Here is a 17,223-nt window from a genome sequence, read left to right on the forward strand (position 1 = left end):
GAGTAGGGGAGTAGGGGAGTAGGGGAGTAGGGTAGGCTATTCCGGGGACAATTTGCGGATCAAAAGCCGCAAGAGCTTCCCCACACTTTCGGTGCTGGCCAACAACGACGCTGTCGCCGCCTGCGAGGCGATGCCAGTCCGCTCAGCGATCAGAAGTTGAGTTTCCAGCTCCTTCAATGATCCCTGGGCGATGCGAAGAAACTGTTGGTAGGATCCTCGAATTTCTCTACCATACCCCTCAGCTATATTTGCCGGCACCGAGCTTGCGGAACGGCGGACTTGGCTGGTCAATCCATAAAGTTCCTCCTTGGGCCATGATTTTGTGGAGCTGTAAACTGCCACAGCAAGATCCATTGCCTGCTGCCAAACAAGCAAGTCCTTGTAAGAGCCTGTCTTTTCGGCCATTCATCCCTACTCCCCTACTCCCCTACTCCCCTACTCCGTGAGCATCATGCCCTACCAATCCCCGATCTCCCCCGGCCGTTCCTGGTACGAGGACACGGCCGGCCCGCGACCCGAGTATCCGGCGCTGGACGGTGACCGGAGCTGCGACGTCGTTATCGTTGGGGGCGGTTTCACCGGCTTGTCGGCGGCGGTGCATCTGGCCAAGGCGGGCACCAATGTGGTTTTGATCGAGGCGTATCGCTTCGGAGACGGCGCTTCCGGGCGCAATGGCGGCCAGCTCGGCACCGGGCAGCGCGCCTGGGCCGAGGAATTGGAGGCCGAGTACGGGTTTTCCCGCGCCAAGGCACTGTTCGACCTCGCCGAGGAGGCGAAGGCACATCTGCTCGAATTCGCCGCCGCCAACCAGATCGATATCGACTACATGCCGGGCCAGCTCTCGGTTGCGCACAAGCCGCGCTATGTCGACGACTACAAGGCGCATGCCGAGATCATGGCCAGCCGCTTCTCCTATCCGCACATTTCGTTCATGGACGCGACGGAAACTGCGCAGCGGCTGGGCTCGACGGCCTATTTCGGCGGGACGCGCGACACCGGCACCGGCCATATCCATCCGATGAAACTGGTGATCGGCACGGCGCGGGCGGCGGCACAGGCCGGCGCACGATTGTTCGAAGCGACGCCGTCGACCGGCATTGTTTCGAGCGGCGGCACGGTGAAGGTTTCGACAGCCAGGGGGACGATCACAGCGCAGAAATGCCTGATCGCGGTCAATGCCTATGGCGGCACGCTCGAACCGGTGAGTGCCGCGCACATCATGCCGATCGGCTCGTTCATCGGCGCGACCGTGCCGCTTGGAGCGGATTCGAACGTGCTGCCGGGCGGCGAGGCCGTCGATGATTCCCGCTTCGTCGTGCGCTACTTCCGCAAGTCGAGGGATGGCCGGCTGCTGTTCGGCGGACGCGAGGTCTACGGCGTCAACGACCCCAAGGACATCCATATCCATATCCGCCGCCAGATCGCGGAACTCTATCCCGCACTGAGGGACGTCGAAATCACGCATGGCTGGGGCGGCTATGTCGGCATCACGGTGCCGAGAAAGCCGTTCGTGCGGGAAGTGATGCCGAATGTGATCTCGGCCGGCGGCTATTCCGGCCACGGCGTCATGCTGTCGAACTTCTTCGGCAAGCTCTATGCCGAAACGGTAGCCGGCAACCGCGACCGGCTAAAGCTGATCGAGGATTTGAAGATTCCGCCGTTCCCCGGTGGCCGGCGCTTGCGCGCGCCGCTGCTTTTCCTGGCGCTCAACTGGTTCGCGTTGCGCGACAGGATTTAACAATTGTTGAGTAATATCATGGGGGCCGCGACATCCAAGCGTTGCAGAATCTTCAGCAATGGCGCACTGATGCCACAATCGCGGGCAAAAAGTGCAATCTCTAGCGAATATAGACGGGGATTTTCTGCGGGCCCGCCCGCTGTTTGATTTGGGACCGGTGCGACCGACGCACGCATTGCGGTGTTTGATCGAAGAACATCGGCCCCTTATGGAGGTGGCAAGAGTGAGAGAGCCCTTCAGTTTCGGTGCTCCGGAACGTCGGCGCTTTGCCATGCAGTTCGGCTACGACATGCGCCCGTCATTCTGGCAGGAAGTCCGTTCGAACTCGCATCTGGTGATTGCCGCGGTCGGCACGGCCGCGCTGCTCGGCGTGGCCGCGGTGGCACTGTGGTTGGCGTTGCCGGCGAACGAGCGGCAAGCGGTTGCCAATCCAGGGCAAGCCATTCCGGCCGTTCCGGTGAAGACGACGAAGATCGCGCCAGCGGGGATCACGGCGGCCGCGGCGGCGGTGCCGCAAGCGGCGCGAAAGTCCGACCAGGTCTCGCCGACCGTGGCTGTCTCGGAAGCCGCCATTCCGGCGCTCGCGGCGAACGACCCGCGCTGGACCGCCTCCCAATCGAAGACCGCACCGGCTGCTTCCGGCCAGTCGGCGAGCAAGGCCGGGCAGAGGCCTGACAAGCCGGCGGCGGCGGCATTCGCGCAACCCGCTGCCGACACCGACGCCGCCACCGAGCTCGCCAAGGTCGCCGCACCGGCCCCGGCGGCGGGCAGCAGTCCCGATGGCGCGCAGACCGCCGCCATTCCGGCCGCGCAACCACAAGTAGCGTCGCAGCAATCTGCCGCGCAGGATGACGACAGCAAGGCCGAACCGCGCAAAGCGGCCGCGGCTGGCACCGGGCGCATCCTCAGGGCCGTGACTATGCGTAGCGGCCCGAAGAAGAATGCGGCCGCCATCGTCACGGTCCCCGCCAAGACCTCGGTGCAAGTGATGAGCTGCAAGCGTTGGTGCCAGATCGTCTACAACGGCAAGACAGGCTGGGTCTACAAAACCTACATCAAGACCGGCGCCTGACGCACCGGCGCCTCCGGTCAAGGCAGGCTCGGCCGAGCCGATCTTTGGCGCAGCGATGACGGTGTGCATCAGATGCAGCGCCCGCCGTCGACCTCCAGCGCAACGCCAGTGATGAAGGCGGCCTCGTCGGAGGCCAGCCACAGTGCCGCATTGGCGATGTCGAGCGGGGTCGAAAGCCGGCCGAGCGGGATCGAGGCGCGGAATTTCTCGCGGATTTCGGGTGTATCGGCGCCCATGAATTTTTCCAGCATGCCGGTCTCGCCGGCCACCGGACACAGGCAGTTGACGCGGATGTTCTTCGGCGCGAGTTCCACCGCCATCGACTTGGTGGCGGTGATCGCCCAGCCCTTCGAGGCATTGTACCAGGTGAGGCCGGGCCGAGGGCGCAGGCCAGCGGTGGACGCCGTGGTCAGGATGACGCCGCCGCCTTGCCGATCCATGATCGGCACGACGGCAAGCGCAGCATGATAGATGGCCTTCATGTTGACCGATGTGATCAGGTCGAACGTCGCCTCGTCGACTTCGAGCATGTCGCCATTGCGATGGGTGAACCCGGCATTGTTGACCATGATGTCGATGCGGCCGAAGGCGCTTTTGGCGGCATGGACCATCTCGTCGAATTCGGAGCGCTGCGAAACGTCGGTCTGGGTCCAGATCGCCGCCTCGCCGATCTCGCCGGCTACGCGTTCGGCACCCTTGGCGTTGAGGTCGGCCACGACGATCCTGGCGCCCTCCTCGGCGAAGCGACGGGCAATGCCCTCGCCGAAACCCGAAGCGGCCCCGGTGACGATGGCGACCTTGTCCTTCAGACGCATGTTTTTCCGCTCCCTGGGTTCATCGCGTGGCTTTTACCGCGGGCTGCCGGCGTCATGGCCTGTGCCACGACAGGCAAAGCGCTGATTCTCCCTTAGCTTTCGTCACATTCACGTCCTATGCTGCAACTGCGAAGGCTTGGCGGAGTTGTCGTTTGCCGACAAGCCTTTGCTTGGTGCCAGTGTCAAGCGCACATCTGGACCGACGCAAATATGTAGCGATCGGTCGTCGATGTGACACCATGGCACTGGAAAATTTAAATCGATTAGAATATATCAGCCGCGTACTCGCGACCGGCGTCAAAGCGGATAGACCATGACCAGCCAGATCATCCCCGTCGACCCTTTCGACTTCATCATTTTCGGTGGCACCGGCGACCTGTCGGAACGCAAACTTCTGCCGTCGCTCTACTATCGCCAGCGCGACCATCAATTTTCCGAGCCAACCCGCATCATCGGCACGTCGCGTTCGAAGATGAGTGATGACGAATTTCGGGCTTTCGCCAAGCAGGCTATTTCCGACCACGTCAAGGCGGCCGATATCGATCCCAAGGAGCTCAAAACCTTCCTGGCGCGGCTTTCCTATGTCCCGGCCGATGCCACGAGCGGCGCGGGGTTCGACAGGCTGAAGAAGGCGATCGGCGACAGCGACTGCATCCGCGCCTTCTATCTGGCGGTGGCGCCGGCGCTGTTCGGCGACATCTCGCACAAGCTGAAAGAACACGATCTGATCACGCCGAATTCGCGCATCGTGCTGGAGAAACCGATCGGCCGCGACCTCGCTTCGGCGCAAACGCTCAACGATCTGGTCGGCGACGATTTCCACGAAAGCCAGATCTTCCGCATCGACCATTATCTCGGCAAGGAAACGGTGCAGAACCTGATGGCGCTGCGTTTTGCCAATGCGCTCTACGAGCCGCTGTGGAATTCCGCCCATATCGACCACGTGCAGATCACCGTCGCCGAGACCGTCGGCCTGGAAGATCGTGTCACCTATTACGACAAGGCCGGCGCGCTGCGCGACATGGTGCAGAACCATATGCTGCAACTGCTCTGCCTGGTGGCCATGGAAGCGCCATCGTCGATGGACGCCGACGCCGTGCGTGACGAGAAGCTGAAGGTGCTGCGCGCGCTCAAGCGCATCAACGGCAACGAGGCGCCGAAGCACACGGTGCGTGGACAATACCGCGCCGGCGCTTCCGCAGGCGGGCCGGTGAAAGGCTATGTCGAGGAGCTCGGCAAGGACAGCAACACCGAAACCTTCGTCGCGATCAAGGCCGAGATCGGCAACTGGCGCTGGGCAGGCGTTCCGTTCTACCTCAGGACCGGCAAGCGGCTGGCAACCCGGGTCTCGGAGATCGTCATCGAGTTCAAGCCGATCCCGCATTCGATCTTCGGCGGCGACAGCGCCGGGCCGATCTTCGCCAACCAGCTGGTCATCCGGCTGCAGCCCGACGAAGGCGTCAAGCAATTCATCATGATCAAGGACCCGGGTCCGGGCGGCATGCGGCTGCGGCAGATTTCGCTCGACATGAGCTTCGCGCAGTCCTTCGACGGCCGCGCGCCGGACGCTTATGAACGGCTGATCATGGATGTCGTGCGCGGCAACCAGACGCTGTTCATGCGCCGCGACGAGGTCGAGGCCGCGTGGAGGTGGATCGACCCGATCCAGAACGCCTGGGAAAGCGCCAGGCAGGAGGCGCAGGGCTATACGGCGGGCACCTGGGGACCTTCGGCCTCGATAGCGCTGATCGAACGTGACGGGCGGACATGGCACGAGAGCAATTGAACAGCGCCAGCTACAACTGGAATGGCTTTTCCGACCGCGCGGAACTGGCGGCTGCGCTGGCCGGCCGCGTCGCCGACCGGCTGGCAAAGGCAATCGCGGCGCGCGGCACGGCGTTACTGGCCGTTTCCGGCGGCACGACGCCGGCAAAATTCTTTGCTGCCCTGTCGGGAATACCGATCGCCTGGGACAAGGTAACGGTGACGCTGATCGACGAGCGCTTCGTGCCGGCCTCCTCGCCGCGTTCCAATGCCGGACTGGTGGCCGCCAATCTGTTGCAGAACGCGGCTGCGGCGGCACGGTTCGTGCCGCTCTATCACGAAGCCGTCAGCATCGAGGATGCCGCGGCATCGGACAATGCGGCGCTCCAGTCCCTGCCCTGGCCGCTCGACGTCGCCGTGCTCGGCATGGGACCTGACGGCCATACCGCCTCATTCTTTCCCGACGCCGACGATCTGGCGAAATTGCTCGACCCGTCCTCGCACAGGATCGTGCTGCCGGTTCATGCGGCAAGCGCCGGCGAGCCGCGGCTGACCCTGTCGCTGGCGCGCATCGTCGATGCCGGCTTCCTGGCGCTGCACATAGAGGGCGAGGACAAACGCACCGCCTTCGACGGCGCGGTGGCACCCGGTCCGCGAAAGCCGATCCGCGCCGTGCTCGACGCCGCCCCCAGGCCTGTAGAGGTTTTCTGGGCACCCTAACTCTAGACTTATCTGGTCCCGGCAAACGGCGGGAGGATGTTTCCGGGACCTCGCTTGAAAGGACCGAACGCCATGACCGCAAGACGCGATATCGAAGCCATCACAGAGCGCATCCGCCAACGCTCCAAGCCGGGCCGCGAGCGCTATCTCGGCCGCATCGCCAGCGCATCGAACCAGACCGCCAACCGGGCGGTGCTGTCCTGCGGCAATCTTGCCCATGGCTTTGCCGTGTGCAGCCCCTCGGAGAAAGTGGCGCTGGGTGCCGACAAGGTGCCGAACCTCGGTATCATCACCTCCTACAACGACATGCTGTCGGCGCATCAGCCCTTCGAGACATTCCCGGCGCTGATCAAGGAAGCGGCGCGGGAGGCCGGCGGCATCGCCCAGGTTGCCGGCGGCGTGCCGGCGATGTGCGACGGTGTCACCCAGGGGCAGCCGGGCATGGAGCTTTCGCTGTTCTCGCGCGATGTCATCGCCATGGCGGCCGCGATCGGCCTGTCGCACAATATGTTCGACGCCGCCGTTTATCTGGGCGTCTGCGACAAGATCGTGCCCGGGCTGGTGATCGCGGCACTGACCTTCGGCCATCTGCCGGCGGTGTTCATTCCGGCCGGGCCGATGACGACAGGCCTGCCCAACGATGAAAAGGCCAGGGTTCGCCAGCTCTATGCCGAGGGCAAGGCAGGCCGCGCCGAACTGCTGGAGGCCGAGTCCAAATCCTATCATGGACCGGGGACATGCACCTTCTATGGCACGGCCAACTCCAACCAGATGTTGATGGAGATCATGGGCCTGCACACGCCAGGCGCTTCCTTCGTCAATCCGGGCACGCCGCTGCGAGATGCCTTGACCCGCGAGGCGACCAAGCGGGCGCTGGCGATCACCGCGCTTGGCAACGCCTATACGCCGGTCGGGCGGATGATCGACGAGCGTTCCATCGTCAACGGCGTGGTTGGCCTGCACGCGACCGGCGGCTCGACCAACCATACCATTCATCTGATCGCCATGGCCGCAGCCGCTGGGATCGCGCTGACCTGGCAGGATATTTCCGACCTCTCGGAAGCGGTGCCGCTCCTGGCGCGCGTCTATCCCAACGGGCTTGCGGATGTGAACCATTTCCATGCCGCCGGCGGGCTCGGCTTCCTCATTCGCGAGCTGCTCGACGAAGGCGTGCTGCATGAAGATGTGCAGACGGTATGGGGCGAAGGCCTGCGGCCCTACGCAGTCGAGGCAAAGCTCGGTGCCGACGGCAGCGTCGTGCGCGAAGCCGCCCCGCGCGCGAGTGGCGACGCGAAGGTCCTGGCGCCGTTCAAGAAAGCCTTTCAGCCGACGGGCGGCCTCAAAGTGCTGGCCGGCAATCTCGGCCATGCCGTCATCAAGACGTCCGCGGTGAAGCCGGAACGGCGCCTCATCGAAGCGCCGGCCAAAGTGTTCGACAGCCAGCAAGGGCTGAACGAAGCCTTCAAGGCCGGCACGCTCACCGGCGACTTCATCGCCGTCATCCGCTTCCAGGGGCCGAAGGCCAACGGCATGCCGGAACTGCACAAGCTGACCACCGTGCTCGGCATCCTGCAGGATCGCGGCCAGCGCGTCGCACTGGTCACGGACGGGCGCATGTCCGGCGCCTCCGGCAAGGTGCCGGCGGCGATCCATGTCACGCCGGAAGCGGTCGAGGACGGCCCGATCGCCAGGATCCACGACGGCGACATCATCCGGCTGGATGCGGATGCCGGCACGCTTGAAGTGCTGGTACCGGCAGCGGAATTCGCGCTGCGTCGGACGGCGGAAGCCGATCTCATCGGCAATGAGTTCGGCTTCGGCCGTGAGCTCTTCGCCGGGTTCCGTCAGCTGGTGGGTCGAGCCGACCATGGGGCCAGCGCGTTTGGAACCGACGCAGCGGAATTCGCACTGCAATGAAAAGGGACGGCTCCTGGCCGCCGTAGCTGAAATGTGGATTACTTGCTTGTCGCGGGGATCGTCGTCAAAGCCGGTTATTTTGTTGCGAAGATTAGGATTTCTGAGATCGGACGTGGCCGAAAGGGCAAAGCACAAGGCTTTCCGTAAATAACTCGCCCCACTGTGCTTCTCGAATGCAACTGCTCTCCGCTGGCGGCGTACGCTAGCTGTTCATGATTCCTCCGAATCACCACAAAATCTCAATTTTTCGTCAGCTCGCCATATGGGCAAATTCGCGAAGCTGCCGAAACTACGACATGCAAGCCGAAACTCCTCGGTGACGCCAGCTATGCGACGGCCTTCGCCACCATGTCCGGATGCTGACCGATCACGCGCACATAGGCGATAGCGAAATCCGGCGCGGTTGCCCGCGCCTGCTCCCAATCGCGTAGCGTGCCGACCGGAACCCGGAAGCGGCTGGCGAACTCGGACTGCGACAGGCCAAGCCCGGTCCTCGTCTTGCGGATCAGGCGGGCGCGCTGGCCCCGGTCCATCGCCCCAGCCGTCACGTCGAAGTCATCGGCGTCAGCCGGGTCAGCAGGTAGCGAGATATGCTCGTTCTTCACCCTTGTTGCTCCTTCTCACTGAGATGAAGCGGGGCTGTTCACCCCGCCAGACGAAGACGCCGGTGAACAGCTTCTCCCCGACGATGCCGACCACCTTGAACCGTTCCTCGCCGTCGATCTCTCGGATGGAGGGGATAATGAGATGGTTGTCGTCCTCAAAAATCCGATCGCCAAAGGCCAGCGGTAATTTGTGCTTTTCGCGATTCGCCGCATCCTTGGCAGAGTCGAACCTGTCCTGCGTCATGGGCTACAATCATACGGGATTTCCGTATAGATCGCAAATCCCTTTTCACTCGTGAAATGTCGAGGGTTTTAGGAGCGCGACAAACCCACAGAGGAAAGGCGCTTAAACCGCTCGGTATGGTAACTGGAGCCGCTGGGTAAACCTTCGCTCGGCCGGCTAAAGCGCCGGCGATTTCGGGCAGCACATTCATCGCATCTCGTCCATGGTCGAGCTTTCAGCACGGCCGGAATGTCGTAGGTGTCGTTGATTGACTTGACGGTTCGCCAATCGAGACCGGCCTGGTAGGCCGGCTCGTGGGCCGCCCCTTCTGTTGCTGACAACCAAACCCTACTGAACCGTGATCTCGGCCCGTTCGCCAGCCTTGACTGTCACCGGCATCTCCTTGTCATGACCCTCATCCGACATATGCCGGACGACGACATAATCGCCGGCGGGGATCGTCTGCTGCCAGTTGTCGCCGTAGTTGAAGCCGAGCGATTTGCGCTTGCCATCGATGTCCTTTTTCGACGAAAACACCTCAATCGAATAAGCGCCGGGCGCCGATATTGCGAGCACGCCCGCATCGAGCACGACCTTCACGTCCTGGCTGTCGCCGGGCTTGATGCTGAAAGGCTGCTCGACGACGGCGAGATCGAGCGTTGTCACCGCCACATAGTCGTCGGGCGGCAGCCAGAACTTGCTGTCGGCCCCATAGGAGTGCTCGACGCTGTCGCGGCTGCCGTCGATCTTCTTCTTCGCCTTGACGATCTCAAAGCCGATGGCCGAATTGTCGGCCTTCTCGCCGCCAGACGTATAGTAGGCATTGAGCATGGCCTGGCCGACGCCGACCACGACGTCCTTTTCTACGGTCTGCCCGGCGGCGAGCTGGATTGTTTCCGTCACCGTGCCGGCACCGATCTGCACCGTCACCTTCTGTTCGCCCGCCGGCACGATGGCCTGGGTGTCGCCGTAATGGGTGGTGCTGCCACCGGGATAGGCGAAATCGACGCGGGCTTCGCTGCTGATCTCGGCACCCTGGCTGGCATGCGGGTGAATGATCAATGTGCCGGCGTTCAGGATAAAGAGCGGTTTTTGGACCTGGCCGGCCTCGATCTTGACCTTCTGCTCGACCTTGGCTTCGTCGTCGCGCGCGACGACGATATAGTCGCCGGGATCGAGTTTGCCGCTATAGCTGCCATATTCGGTGGTGACGGACTCGCCGCGCGAGCCGTCGGGGTTGGCTTTGTAAATCTCCCAGGCATTGCCGTCGGTGATCGGCTCGCCGCCTTCGGCCATCACCACGGTCGGCTGGAAATTGAAAGCAGGCCTTGCAGGCTCCGGCGCAGGCGCTGGCGCTGGCGCCGGTTCGGTTGCCGGCGCCGGCGCGGGGGGCGGTGACGGCGCCGGTGCGGCGACGGTTTCGACCAAAGCTTGCCGCAGCGCCTTCTCGTCGGACGCCTGGATGTACTTGCCGCCGGTGTTGTCGGCGAGGCAAGCGATCTGCTTGCCTTCGTCGGCCGTAAGGCCAAAGCCGACAACGTCGGCTGTGAAATCGACGCCGGACGATTCGAGTTCCTTGCCAAGCGCGCAAGGATCGCCGCCACAGGTCTCGAGCCCGTCGGTGATGAGAATGACGGTCGCCTTGTCCTCGGTGTATTTCAGCGCTTCGGCCGCCTGCTTGACGGCTGATGTCAGCGGCGTCTTGCCGAGGAATTTCATGCTGTCGGCCGCGGCCGAAATCGCGCTCGCCGAGCCGGCCTGCGGCGGTACGATCAGCTGGATGTCCTCGCAACTGCCTTTCTTGCGATGGCCATAGGCCATGAAACCGAGTTCATCGTCGGCGGGAACCGATTGCAGCACGCTTCTCAGCGACTCACGGGCGATTTCCAGCTTGGGCCTGCCGTCGATCTGCGCCCACATCGACCCTGAAGCGTCGAGGATGATGATGAGCTTGTTCGCGGCAAAGCCGAATGTCGTCATCGACAAAAGGAGAAACGCCGCAGCGACGCTCCGTGCAAGTCCCGCCATCAAAATCTCCTGAGTAGCCGCCCCGTCCGCCGGCTGAAGCTATTTGAGCCCACCCTGGGACACAAGCCCGGACGCGGCTTGTCCGCGGCTTAGTAGGTGGTGCGGCGCTCTTCGGAAGGCGGGCGGCCAAACTGCAGCCGGTAGCTCTGGGCAAAATAGGAATGCGAGGTGAAGCCGGTGGCGATCGCCACATCGAGGATCGGCATGTTGGTCTGGCGCAACAATTCGCGCGCCCGCTCCAACCGCAGCCGCATGTAGTAGCGGCCGGGCGTGACGTTGAGGTGGCGCAGGAACAAACGCTCCACCTGACGCACCGAAAGGCCGGCCGATTTGGCGAGCTGCACCGCCGAGAGCGGCTCGTCGAGATGGTCGGCCATCAGCTCGACGATGCGCCTGAGCTTCTCCGACTTGCCGGTGAGATCGCGCTCCGGCCCGACGCGCTGGCGGTCGCCGGCCGAGCGGATGCGCTCGTGCTGGAACTGGTTGGCGACGCCATTGGCGAGGTTCGAGCCGAAGTCGCCGCGCACGATCTCCAGCATCAGGTCGATCGAGGTGGTGCCGCCGGCGCAGGTGTAGCGCTTGCGGTCGATCTCGAAGACGTTGCCAGTGCAGTTGATGTCGGGAAAGCGCTCGACGAAGCCGGCGCGGTTCTCCCAATGGATGGTGCAGCGATAGCCGTCGAGCTGGCCGGCCTCGGCCAGCAAATAGGATCCGACCGACAGCGCGCCGAGCGCATTGCCGCGCCGGCCCCAGCTGCGCAGCGCCGCCAGAACCTTGCTCTTGCCGGGAAACTCCGTGGTCAGCCCGACCGAGACGAAGAGGATGTCGACCGGCGGAAGGTCGGCAACCGCATAGTCGATCTTGAGCGGCAAGCCGTTGGACGCCATCACCGGATCGCCATCGGCCGATACCGTCGTCCAGCCGTAGAAATCGCGGCCGAGCAGCCGGTTCGCCGAACGGAACGTGTCGATCGCGGCGGCCAGCGAGAACATGGAGAACTTGTCGACCAGCAGGAATGCGAATTGCCGGCCGCCTTGAACGGGATCATTCATGACCGGCCGTTCCAAGGGAATAGTTGGGTTCGGCAAAGCTGCTGCTTTCTGGTGGTCAGAAGGAGGGCCGTTTCAACCCGGCCGCAAGGTAGGCGGAGGCTAACGTATTGGCCATCAGCATGGCAATGGTCATCGGCCCGACGCCGCCGGGCACGGGCGTGATGGCGCCGGCGGCCTTCGCCGCTTCGACATAGGCGACGTCGCCGACGAGGCGGGATTTGCCCTCCCCCTTCTCCGGGGCCGGGATGCGATTGATGCCGACGTCGATGACGGTTGCGCCGGGCTTCACCCAATCGCCCCTGATCATCTCCGGCCGGCCAACGGCGGCGACGAGAATGTCGGCGGTGCGGGCCAGCCCCGGCAGATCCTTCGTGCGGCTGTGCGCGATGGTGACGGTGCAATTGGCGGCGAGCAGGAGATTGGCCATCGGCTTGCCGACGATGTTGGAACGGCCGACGACGACGGCATTGAGGCCCGACAGATCCTTGCCGCGCACGCGCTCGATCAGGAGCATCGAGCCGGCGGGCGTGCAGGGAACGAAAGCGGTGTCGAGTTCGCCGGTGCCGAGCTTGCCGACATTGATGAAATGGAAGCCGTCGACATCCTTCTGCGGCGCGATCGCCTGGATGACCTTGCCGGCGTCGATGTGGGCGGGAAGCGGAAGCTGCACCAGGATGCCGTTGATGGCGGGATCGGCGTTGAGGTCGGCGATGATCTTGAGCAGCGCCTCCTGGGAGGTGTCCGCCGGCAGCGTGTGCTGGACCGAATGAAAGCCGCATTCCTTGGCGGTGCGGGATTTGGAGGCGACGTAGACCTGGCTCGCCGGATCCTCGCCGACGATAACCACGGCGAGGCCGGGCTGGATCTTGCCCTTGGCGACAAGCTCCGCGGTCAAGGTCTTCACCGTCCGCACCACGTCTTCGGCAACGCTTTTGCCGTCAATCACTTCGGCCATATGAATCACCCCTCGATACGTTCCGCCAAACCGGCCGCGTCTGAAAATGCGGCGCTTTGGATCCTTTTCTCAATCGCGTGCCGAAGCCTGCATGGCCCGGCCAGCCGGGCTGCGTCTCCGGCAAGACACCGCGCGGCATTTTGACGAAAATTCGAACACGCAATCCCGTCAAAGCGCCGTCCGATGCCGTTTACGCGAAACCGGCCCGCTTTTGTTCGACACAGGAGACTATCTTGTGGCTCAGAAATAGCGGCGGCCGGCGCGGCTCTCGGTAAGCTCGCGAACAGCCTCGCGAAATTCGCGCAGGCTGGCGCGAATTTCCTCGATCGACGCCTGCTCGGCGCCCTTCTCGGCGGCGGCGGGCTGCTCCAGCGGCGCGGCGGGATAGGCCGACGGCTGAGCCGGAGCGGGTGCGGCCGGGTAGGGCATGGGCGCGCCATAGGGCGCCGCGGCCTGGGGATGACCTGCCGCCGACCGCGTCTGCCAAGGCTGCATGTGCGGATAGACCAAGGGCTGCGCATAGGGATGGGACGAGGCCGGATACATCGCCTGCTGCGGCACCAGGGGCGACCGCAATGGCGGTCCCATGGGCCGCGTATAGCCGGCGTCCGCGTCTGGCTGAAAAGATGGCCGCGGATAGTCTGGAGCTGGCGGGCGATGTCCAAAGGCGGAATCCGGAGCCGGATAGTCGGGAAATGCCGGAGTGCTCGCCGGCCGGCCCTCTTCGGCGACAGCGGCCGATGCAGATGCACCGGGAAACGCATCGTCCTGCGCCTCGGTGCCGGGCTTGCGGGACACGGCTTTGCGCAGCCTCGACATCAGCAAGCCGATCCGGCTTGGACCCTCGGTGGCAGCGGCTCCGGGCTGCGCGGCAAGCGGCGGCACTGATGCTGGTGGCGGCGGCGGTGATTGCGGCGGCGATGCTTGCGGTATCGGCGGCGCCGGCGGAGGCGGCGCCCGGAATGCCTGGTCATCGAGCGGCGCCCGGCGTTCGTCCATCTTGCGGTCACGGCGGGATCGTGACCCGGCGGTCTCACGCAGGCTTTCATAGGCGCCGCGCATGGCGCCGAGACCGACGCCGGAGGCAAAGCCCAGCAGCAGGCCGGCAAGCGCCACCACGGCGCGCGACGGCCCGTTCGGCTCCAGCGGAATGGAGGCGGGCGAGATGACGCTCATATTGGCGGTGTTGATATTCTTCTGCTCGCCGGTCTCCTTGGCGCGCAGGAGATATTGCTCATAGACCGAGCGCTTGGCCGAGGCCTCGCGTTCCAGTTCGCGCATCGAGACAAGGTCGCTGTTGACGTCGCCGCTGCGCACCTTCATCTGCGCCAGGCGGGAAGCAAGGTCCTGTTCGAGCTGGACCGAGCGTTTCAGGTCAACCTGCAGCGACGACGCGATGCGGCTGAGTTCGGCGACGATGCGTTCGCGCGCGCCGGTGAGCTGGGCCTCGAGCGCCTGGCGCTCGGGATGGCGCGGTCCGAGCCGGACCGCTGCCCGATCAGCCTCCTGTTTGAGCGTTGCGTATTGCGAGCGCAGATCGCTCATGGAGTTGGAGTTGATCTCTTCAGGCAAGGTGCCGCTGAGCACCGAATTCACGTTGACCTGACGTGCCGAGGCCGCGCGGGCGTTCAGCTCCAGCGTGCGGGCGCGGGCGACGGAAAGCTGCTCGTTGAGCTTGAGCATCTGGTCGTCGCTGATCAGATGGCCCTGCGCGTCGACAAGATCATGGGTGGCCCTGAAATCCTCGACCTTGCGCTCGGCGGCTTCGACGCCCTTGCGCATCTCGTCGAGTTTCGCCGTCAGTTCGTTGTTGGCCCGGCCGGCAGTGTCGGACTGGATTTCACCCGAAGTCTGCAGGAAAACCTTCGTCATCGTTTCCGCGATGAGCGCCGATTTCTGGGCGTCCTGCGTGGTGACGCCGATGGTGATCACGGAGGTCTTGCCGCCGCGCTCGACCGAAACGCTCTCGGCCAGGTTGACGATGGCAAGGGAAAGGCGGCGGGATTGGTCGACACCGCCCGGTCCGTCCTGGCGCAACAGGATCGAGCGGATCAGCGACATGACGCCCAGGCCGCCATTGCCTTGGCCGTTGAACTCGGGGTCGTCGACCAGGTCGAGCTCCTGGACAACCTTGTTCAACACGGTGCCGGAGGTCAGCAACTTGATCTGGTTCTCGACGTTGACGAGCGCCGCGTCGGGCATGACCACCGCCTGGGTGAGATCGCGATCCGTAAGCTTCAGGTCGCGCGGGTCGACGATCAGTTCGGTGGTGGACTCGTATTTCTTCGGCGTCGACAGGGCAATCGCAACGCCGAGCGCCGCGCCCAGTACCGTCGTGGTGATGATCAGCGCTTTGGACCTGGCGACGCCGCGAACCACCTGCATCGGATCGATCAGGGGCTTCCATTGCTGGCTGTCGGCATCCTCGCCAGGAGATGCTCCCGCTTCGCTCGCGCTCAGCGGTTCGGATGTGCTGCGCGGGGAATCAACGCTCGAGGCGATCTCAGGAACCGTCTCTTCATACGGCATCGCCGGGTCCGAACCGCCGATACCGGCCCCATGGTGCGAATGCGAAATGCCGGCGGACGCCGGAGCCGGCTCGTCGCCCGGCTGCAAGCGTTGCGTTGCGGCGGATGCGGAAGGCGCCGGATTCATCTTCGCCTCGCGCTGCGAACGCGCCAGGCGATGACGTGTGGCGGCATCCTCGCGCCATGACGGATTTGCCCGATCCCCTAGCGAGACCAGCGATGCCTCGTCCTCACCGCGCACGGCTTGGCCAAGCGCCAGCAAGGATCGCTCGCGCCTCCAGTCCTCACGATTTTCCCTGTCGCCCATTGTCGCGGAGCTTACTTTCAGCCGCCAGACAGCGGCAGTCGGCCATTTGTTAAGCCACGCTAAACAAGCATAGAAAACAAAAGGTTAATTTTAGGCGGCCGAAAGCATTGCTTGATGCCGGCTGCTTGGAATTTCAGCAGATGCAGGAAGATTTCAGAAGGGCACGTTAAACTTTGCCGCCTATGCCTTTCCCTGACCTATGACTGAGGCCAGCGACATACCGCAGAGGCGGCCCCTCGCCCGGATCGGCACCTTCGTGGCCGAAAGACGGGGGATGGTTCGCGACTATTTTTCGGCGATCAGCGGCGCCGGCGGGCGGCTGGTGTTTTCACTCGCCTACTTCATCGCCTTGGCCAACACGCTTTCCATCGCCGAGTTCGGCATGTTCGCCACCGCCTCGGCCGCCGGAGTGATGCTGTCGCGGCTTCTGGCCTTCGGCTTCATCTCGGCACTCTACCGCACCGCCACCATCCGCCCCAACCTGATCGGCACCTTCACCGCAGGTTTCCTGCTGCTCGGCATCGTCTCGTTGCCGCTGCTCGCCGCGGCCTCCTACATCGTCTACCTGATCTTCTTTGCCAGCACCGTGCCGCTGCCGGTGTTCGCGGCAATCGTGTTTGCCGAGGCGCTTCTGTGGCGGCCGGTGGAGGTGGCGCTGATCGTCAACAACGGTCTCGGCAAATTCGGCCGTGCCGCCGTGCTGGCGATCCTGGCGACGGCGTTGCGGGCAGCCGGCGCGGTGCTGTTCATGTTCTGGGCGCAACACAGCGTCTGGGTGTGGTCCTGGTTCTATATCGGCGCGAACGCGGCCTCGCTGCTGGTCGCGTTCGGCCTCTTCTATCCGCGCCAGCGGCTGCGGCTGCGCGGCGAGCTCTATCTCAGGCGGCTCGCCGATTCGATCTACGTCGCCGGCGCCGAGGTGTTGTTCTACCTGCAGATGGAGTTCGACAAGCTTCTGGTGCTGGCGATCGGCGGGCCGCACCTGGCCGGCATCTATGCCATCATCATGCGGCTGGTCGACCTGACGGCGATCCCGATCCGCACCTTCTCCATGATGCTGGTGCAGCGCATGATGCGCGCCCCGGAGCTCTTGTCACGGCTGGCGGTCAAGAGCGGCATCGAAGGCGGCGTATTCGCGGTCTCGACGCTGGCGCTGCTGGCGCTTGCCGTGGTGCTGCATTTCTTCCCCGGGGCGCTCGGCAAGAACGTCTCGGAGGCCGCTCCCCTGGTGGCGCTTGCGATCGGCGTTCCGGGACTGCGCAATCTGGTCGAATACCAGGCGGAACTTCTGTTCGCGCGCGGCCAGACGCTGGTGCGGGCGCTCAATCTCGGCCTGCTCGCCGCTCTCAAGGCGCTGCTGCTGACCTATGTGCTGACAACCATTGCCGACACATCGAAGCTGGTGCTGTCGCTCAACGTCGTCTTCCTGCTGCTCTATCTCGCGTCGATGCTGCTGACCTATTCGGCGCTGCGCAAGCCGGCGAAGGCGATCTGATCCT

Annotated in this window: 14 protein-coding genes and 1 pseudogene; 6 read left to right on the forward strand and 9 right to left on the reverse strand. The window is 64.0% G+C overall.

What is annotated here, in order from left to right; genetic code table 11:
- Positions 1-36: 36 nt before the first annotated feature.
- Entirely contained in the window at positions 37-405 is a 369-nt protein-coding gene (locus FJ959_RS30155; protein WP_140561378.1) for a four helix bundle protein, read from the reverse strand.
- 46 nt (positions 406-451) lie between these two features.
- Here FJ959_RS30155 and FJ959_RS30160 point away from each other — a divergent pair, with 46 nt between their 5' ends.
- Together FJ959_RS30160 and FJ959_RS30165 are read left to right on the forward strand one after the other, a co-directional pair.
- Positions 452-1,738 (forward strand): FAD-binding oxidoreductase, encoded by a 1,287-nt coding sequence (locus FJ959_RS30160; protein WP_140558566.1) that lies wholly within the window; start codon positions 452-454, stop codon positions 1,736-1,738.
- A 223-nt stretch (positions 1,739-1,961) separates the two neighbouring features.
- Positions 1,962-2,810 carry an SH3 domain-containing protein gene (locus FJ959_RS30165; protein ID WP_224656002.1) on the forward strand — a complete coding sequence of 283 codons (849 nt, stop codon included), beginning with the start codon at positions 1,962-1,964 and terminating at the stop codon, positions 2,808-2,810.
- 68 nt (positions 2,811-2,878) lie between these two features.
- Here the strand turns inward: FJ959_RS30165 and FJ959_RS30170 are convergent, their stop codons facing one another.
- The gene (locus FJ959_RS30170) at positions 2,879-3,625 is read right to left on the reverse strand and encodes an SDR family oxidoreductase (protein ID WP_140633696.1); all 747 of its coding nucleotides are present in this window, start codon (positions 3,623-3,625) and stop codon (positions 2,879-2,881) included.
- Between the two features lie 313 nt (positions 3,626-3,938).
- On the opposite strand from FJ959_RS30170, the gene zwf reads away from it, so the two are divergent.
- From zwf to edd, 3 genes are all read left to right on the forward strand, one after another.
- A complete protein-coding gene (zwf, locus tag FJ959_RS30175) occupies positions 3,939-5,411 on the forward strand; it encodes a glucose-6-phosphate dehydrogenase (RefSeq protein ID WP_140501096.1) in 1,473 nt (490 codons plus the stop codon).
- Positions 5,393-6,109 (forward strand): 6-phosphogluconolactonase, encoded by a 717-nt coding sequence (gene pgl, locus FJ959_RS30180; RefSeq protein ID WP_140501094.1) that lies wholly within the window; start codon positions 5,393-5,395, stop codon positions 6,107-6,109. The genes zwf and pgl overlap by 19 nt, the downstream gene beginning before the upstream one ends.
- 72 nt (positions 6,110-6,181) lie before the next feature.
- Positions 6,182-8,026 carry a phosphogluconate dehydratase gene (gene edd, locus FJ959_RS30185; protein WP_140525577.1) on the forward strand — a complete coding sequence of 615 codons (1,845 nt, stop codon included), beginning with the start codon at positions 6,182-6,184 and terminating at the stop codon, positions 8,024-8,026.
- 326 nt (positions 8,027-8,352) lie between these two features.
- Here the strand turns inward: edd and FJ959_RS30190 are convergent, their stop codons facing one another.
- The 7 genes and pseudogenes from FJ959_RS30190 to FJ959_RS30220 all read right to left on the reverse strand — a co-directional run bounded on the left by FJ959_RS30190 (position 8,353) and on the right by FJ959_RS30220 (position 15,724).
- A complete protein-coding gene (locus FJ959_RS30190; RefSeq protein WP_140501090.1) occupies positions 8,353-8,631 on the reverse strand; it encodes a helix-turn-helix domain-containing protein in 279 nt (92 codons plus the stop codon).
- On the reverse strand, positions 8,600-8,875 hold the full coding sequence (locus tag FJ959_RS30195; protein ID WP_140501088.1) for a BrnT family toxin: 276 nt from the start codon (positions 8,873-8,875) through the stop codon (positions 8,600-8,602). The genes FJ959_RS30190 and FJ959_RS30195 overlap by 32 nt, the downstream gene beginning before the upstream one ends.
- Positions 8,787-9,162, reverse strand: a pseudogene (locus FJ959_RS32440) (hypothetical protein); the annotation flags it as partial. The gene FJ959_RS30195 and the pseudogene FJ959_RS32440, both read right to left, overlap by 89 nt.
- A 40-nt stretch (positions 9,163-9,202) precedes the next feature.
- Positions 9,203-10,882 (reverse strand): VWA domain-containing protein, encoded by a 1,680-nt coding sequence (locus FJ959_RS30205; RefSeq protein ID WP_140513380.1) that lies wholly within the window; start codon positions 10,880-10,882, stop codon positions 9,203-9,205.
- An 89-nt stretch (positions 10,883-10,971) separates the two neighbouring features.
- A complete protein-coding gene (locus tag FJ959_RS30210; RefSeq protein WP_140501084.1) occupies positions 10,972-11,934 on the reverse strand; it encodes a GlxA family transcriptional regulator in 963 nt (320 codons plus the stop codon).
- Positions 11,935-11,989: 55 nt separating this feature from the next.
- The gene (folD, locus tag FJ959_RS30215; protein WP_140633699.1) at positions 11,990-12,889 is read right to left on the reverse strand and encodes a bifunctional methylenetetrahydrofolate dehydrogenase/methenyltetrahydrofolate cyclohydrolase FolD; all 900 of its coding nucleotides are present in this window, start codon (positions 12,887-12,889) and stop codon (positions 11,990-11,992) included.
- 240 nt (positions 12,890-13,129) lie between these two features.
- The gene (locus FJ959_RS30220; protein ID WP_140633702.1) at positions 13,130-15,724 is read right to left on the reverse strand and encodes a GumC family protein; all 2,595 of its coding nucleotides are present in this window, start codon (positions 15,722-15,724) and stop codon (positions 13,130-13,132) included.
- A gap of 199 nt (positions 15,725-15,923) precedes the next feature.
- Between FJ959_RS30220 and FJ959_RS30225 the strand changes: the two genes are divergently transcribed.
- Complete coding sequence (locus FJ959_RS30225) at positions 15,924-17,219, forward strand: lipopolysaccharide biosynthesis protein (RefSeq protein ID WP_140501079.1); 1,296 nt, start codon at positions 15,924-15,926, stop codon at positions 17,217-17,219.
- Positions 17,220-17,223: the final 4 nt, after the last annotated feature.

The organism is Mesorhizobium sp. B2-2-4 (assembly GCF_006442375.1).
Classification (GTDB): Bacteria; Pseudomonadota; Alphaproteobacteria; order Rhizobiales; family Rhizobiaceae; genus Mesorhizobium.

Bases quoted from the DNA above. Each gene is read 5' to 3' on its own strand.
- FJ959_RS30155 (WP_140561378.1), bottom strand. From the start codon at position 405: ATGGCCGAAAAGACAGGCTCTTACAAGGACTTGCTTGTTTGGCAGCAG.
- FJ959_RS30160 (WP_140558566.1), top strand. From the start codon at position 452: ATGCCCTACCAATCCCCGATCTCCCCCGGCCGTTCCTGGTACGAGGAC.
- FJ959_RS30170 (WP_140633696.1), bottom strand. From the start codon at position 3,625: ATGCGTCTGAAGGACAAGGTCGCCATCGTCACCGGGGCCGCTTCGGGT.
- zwf (WP_140501096.1), top strand. From the start codon at position 3,939: ATGACCAGCCAGATCATCCCCGTCGACCCTTTCGACTTCATCATTTTC.
- pgl (WP_140501094.1), top strand. From the start codon at position 5,393: ATGGCACGAGAGCAATTGAACAGCGCCAGCTACAACTGGAATGGCTTT.
- edd (WP_140525577.1), top strand. From the start codon at position 6,182: ATGACCGCAAGACGCGATATCGAAGCCATCACAGAGCGCATCCGCCAA.
- FJ959_RS30195 (WP_140501088.1), bottom strand. From the start codon at position 8,875: ATGACGCAGGACAGGTTCGACTCTGCCAAGGATGCGGCGAATCGCGAA.
- FJ959_RS30205 (WP_140513380.1), bottom strand. From the start codon at position 10,882: ATGGCGGGACTTGCACGGAGCGTCGCTGCGGCGTTTCTCCTTTTGTCG.
- FJ959_RS30210 (WP_140501084.1), bottom strand. From the start codon at position 11,934: ATGAATGATCCCGTTCAAGGCGGCCGGCAATTCGCATTCCTGCTGGTC.
- folD (WP_140633699.1), bottom strand. From the start codon at position 12,889: ATGGCCGAAGTGATTGACGGCAAAAGCGTTGCCGAAGACGTGGTGCGG.
- FJ959_RS30220 (WP_140633702.1), bottom strand. From the start codon at position 15,724: ATGGGCGACAGGGAAAATCGTGAGGACTGGAGGCGCGAGCGATCCTTG.
- FJ959_RS30225 (WP_140501079.1), top strand. From the start codon at position 15,924: ATGACTGAGGCCAGCGACATACCGCAGAGGCGGCCCCTCGCCCGGATC.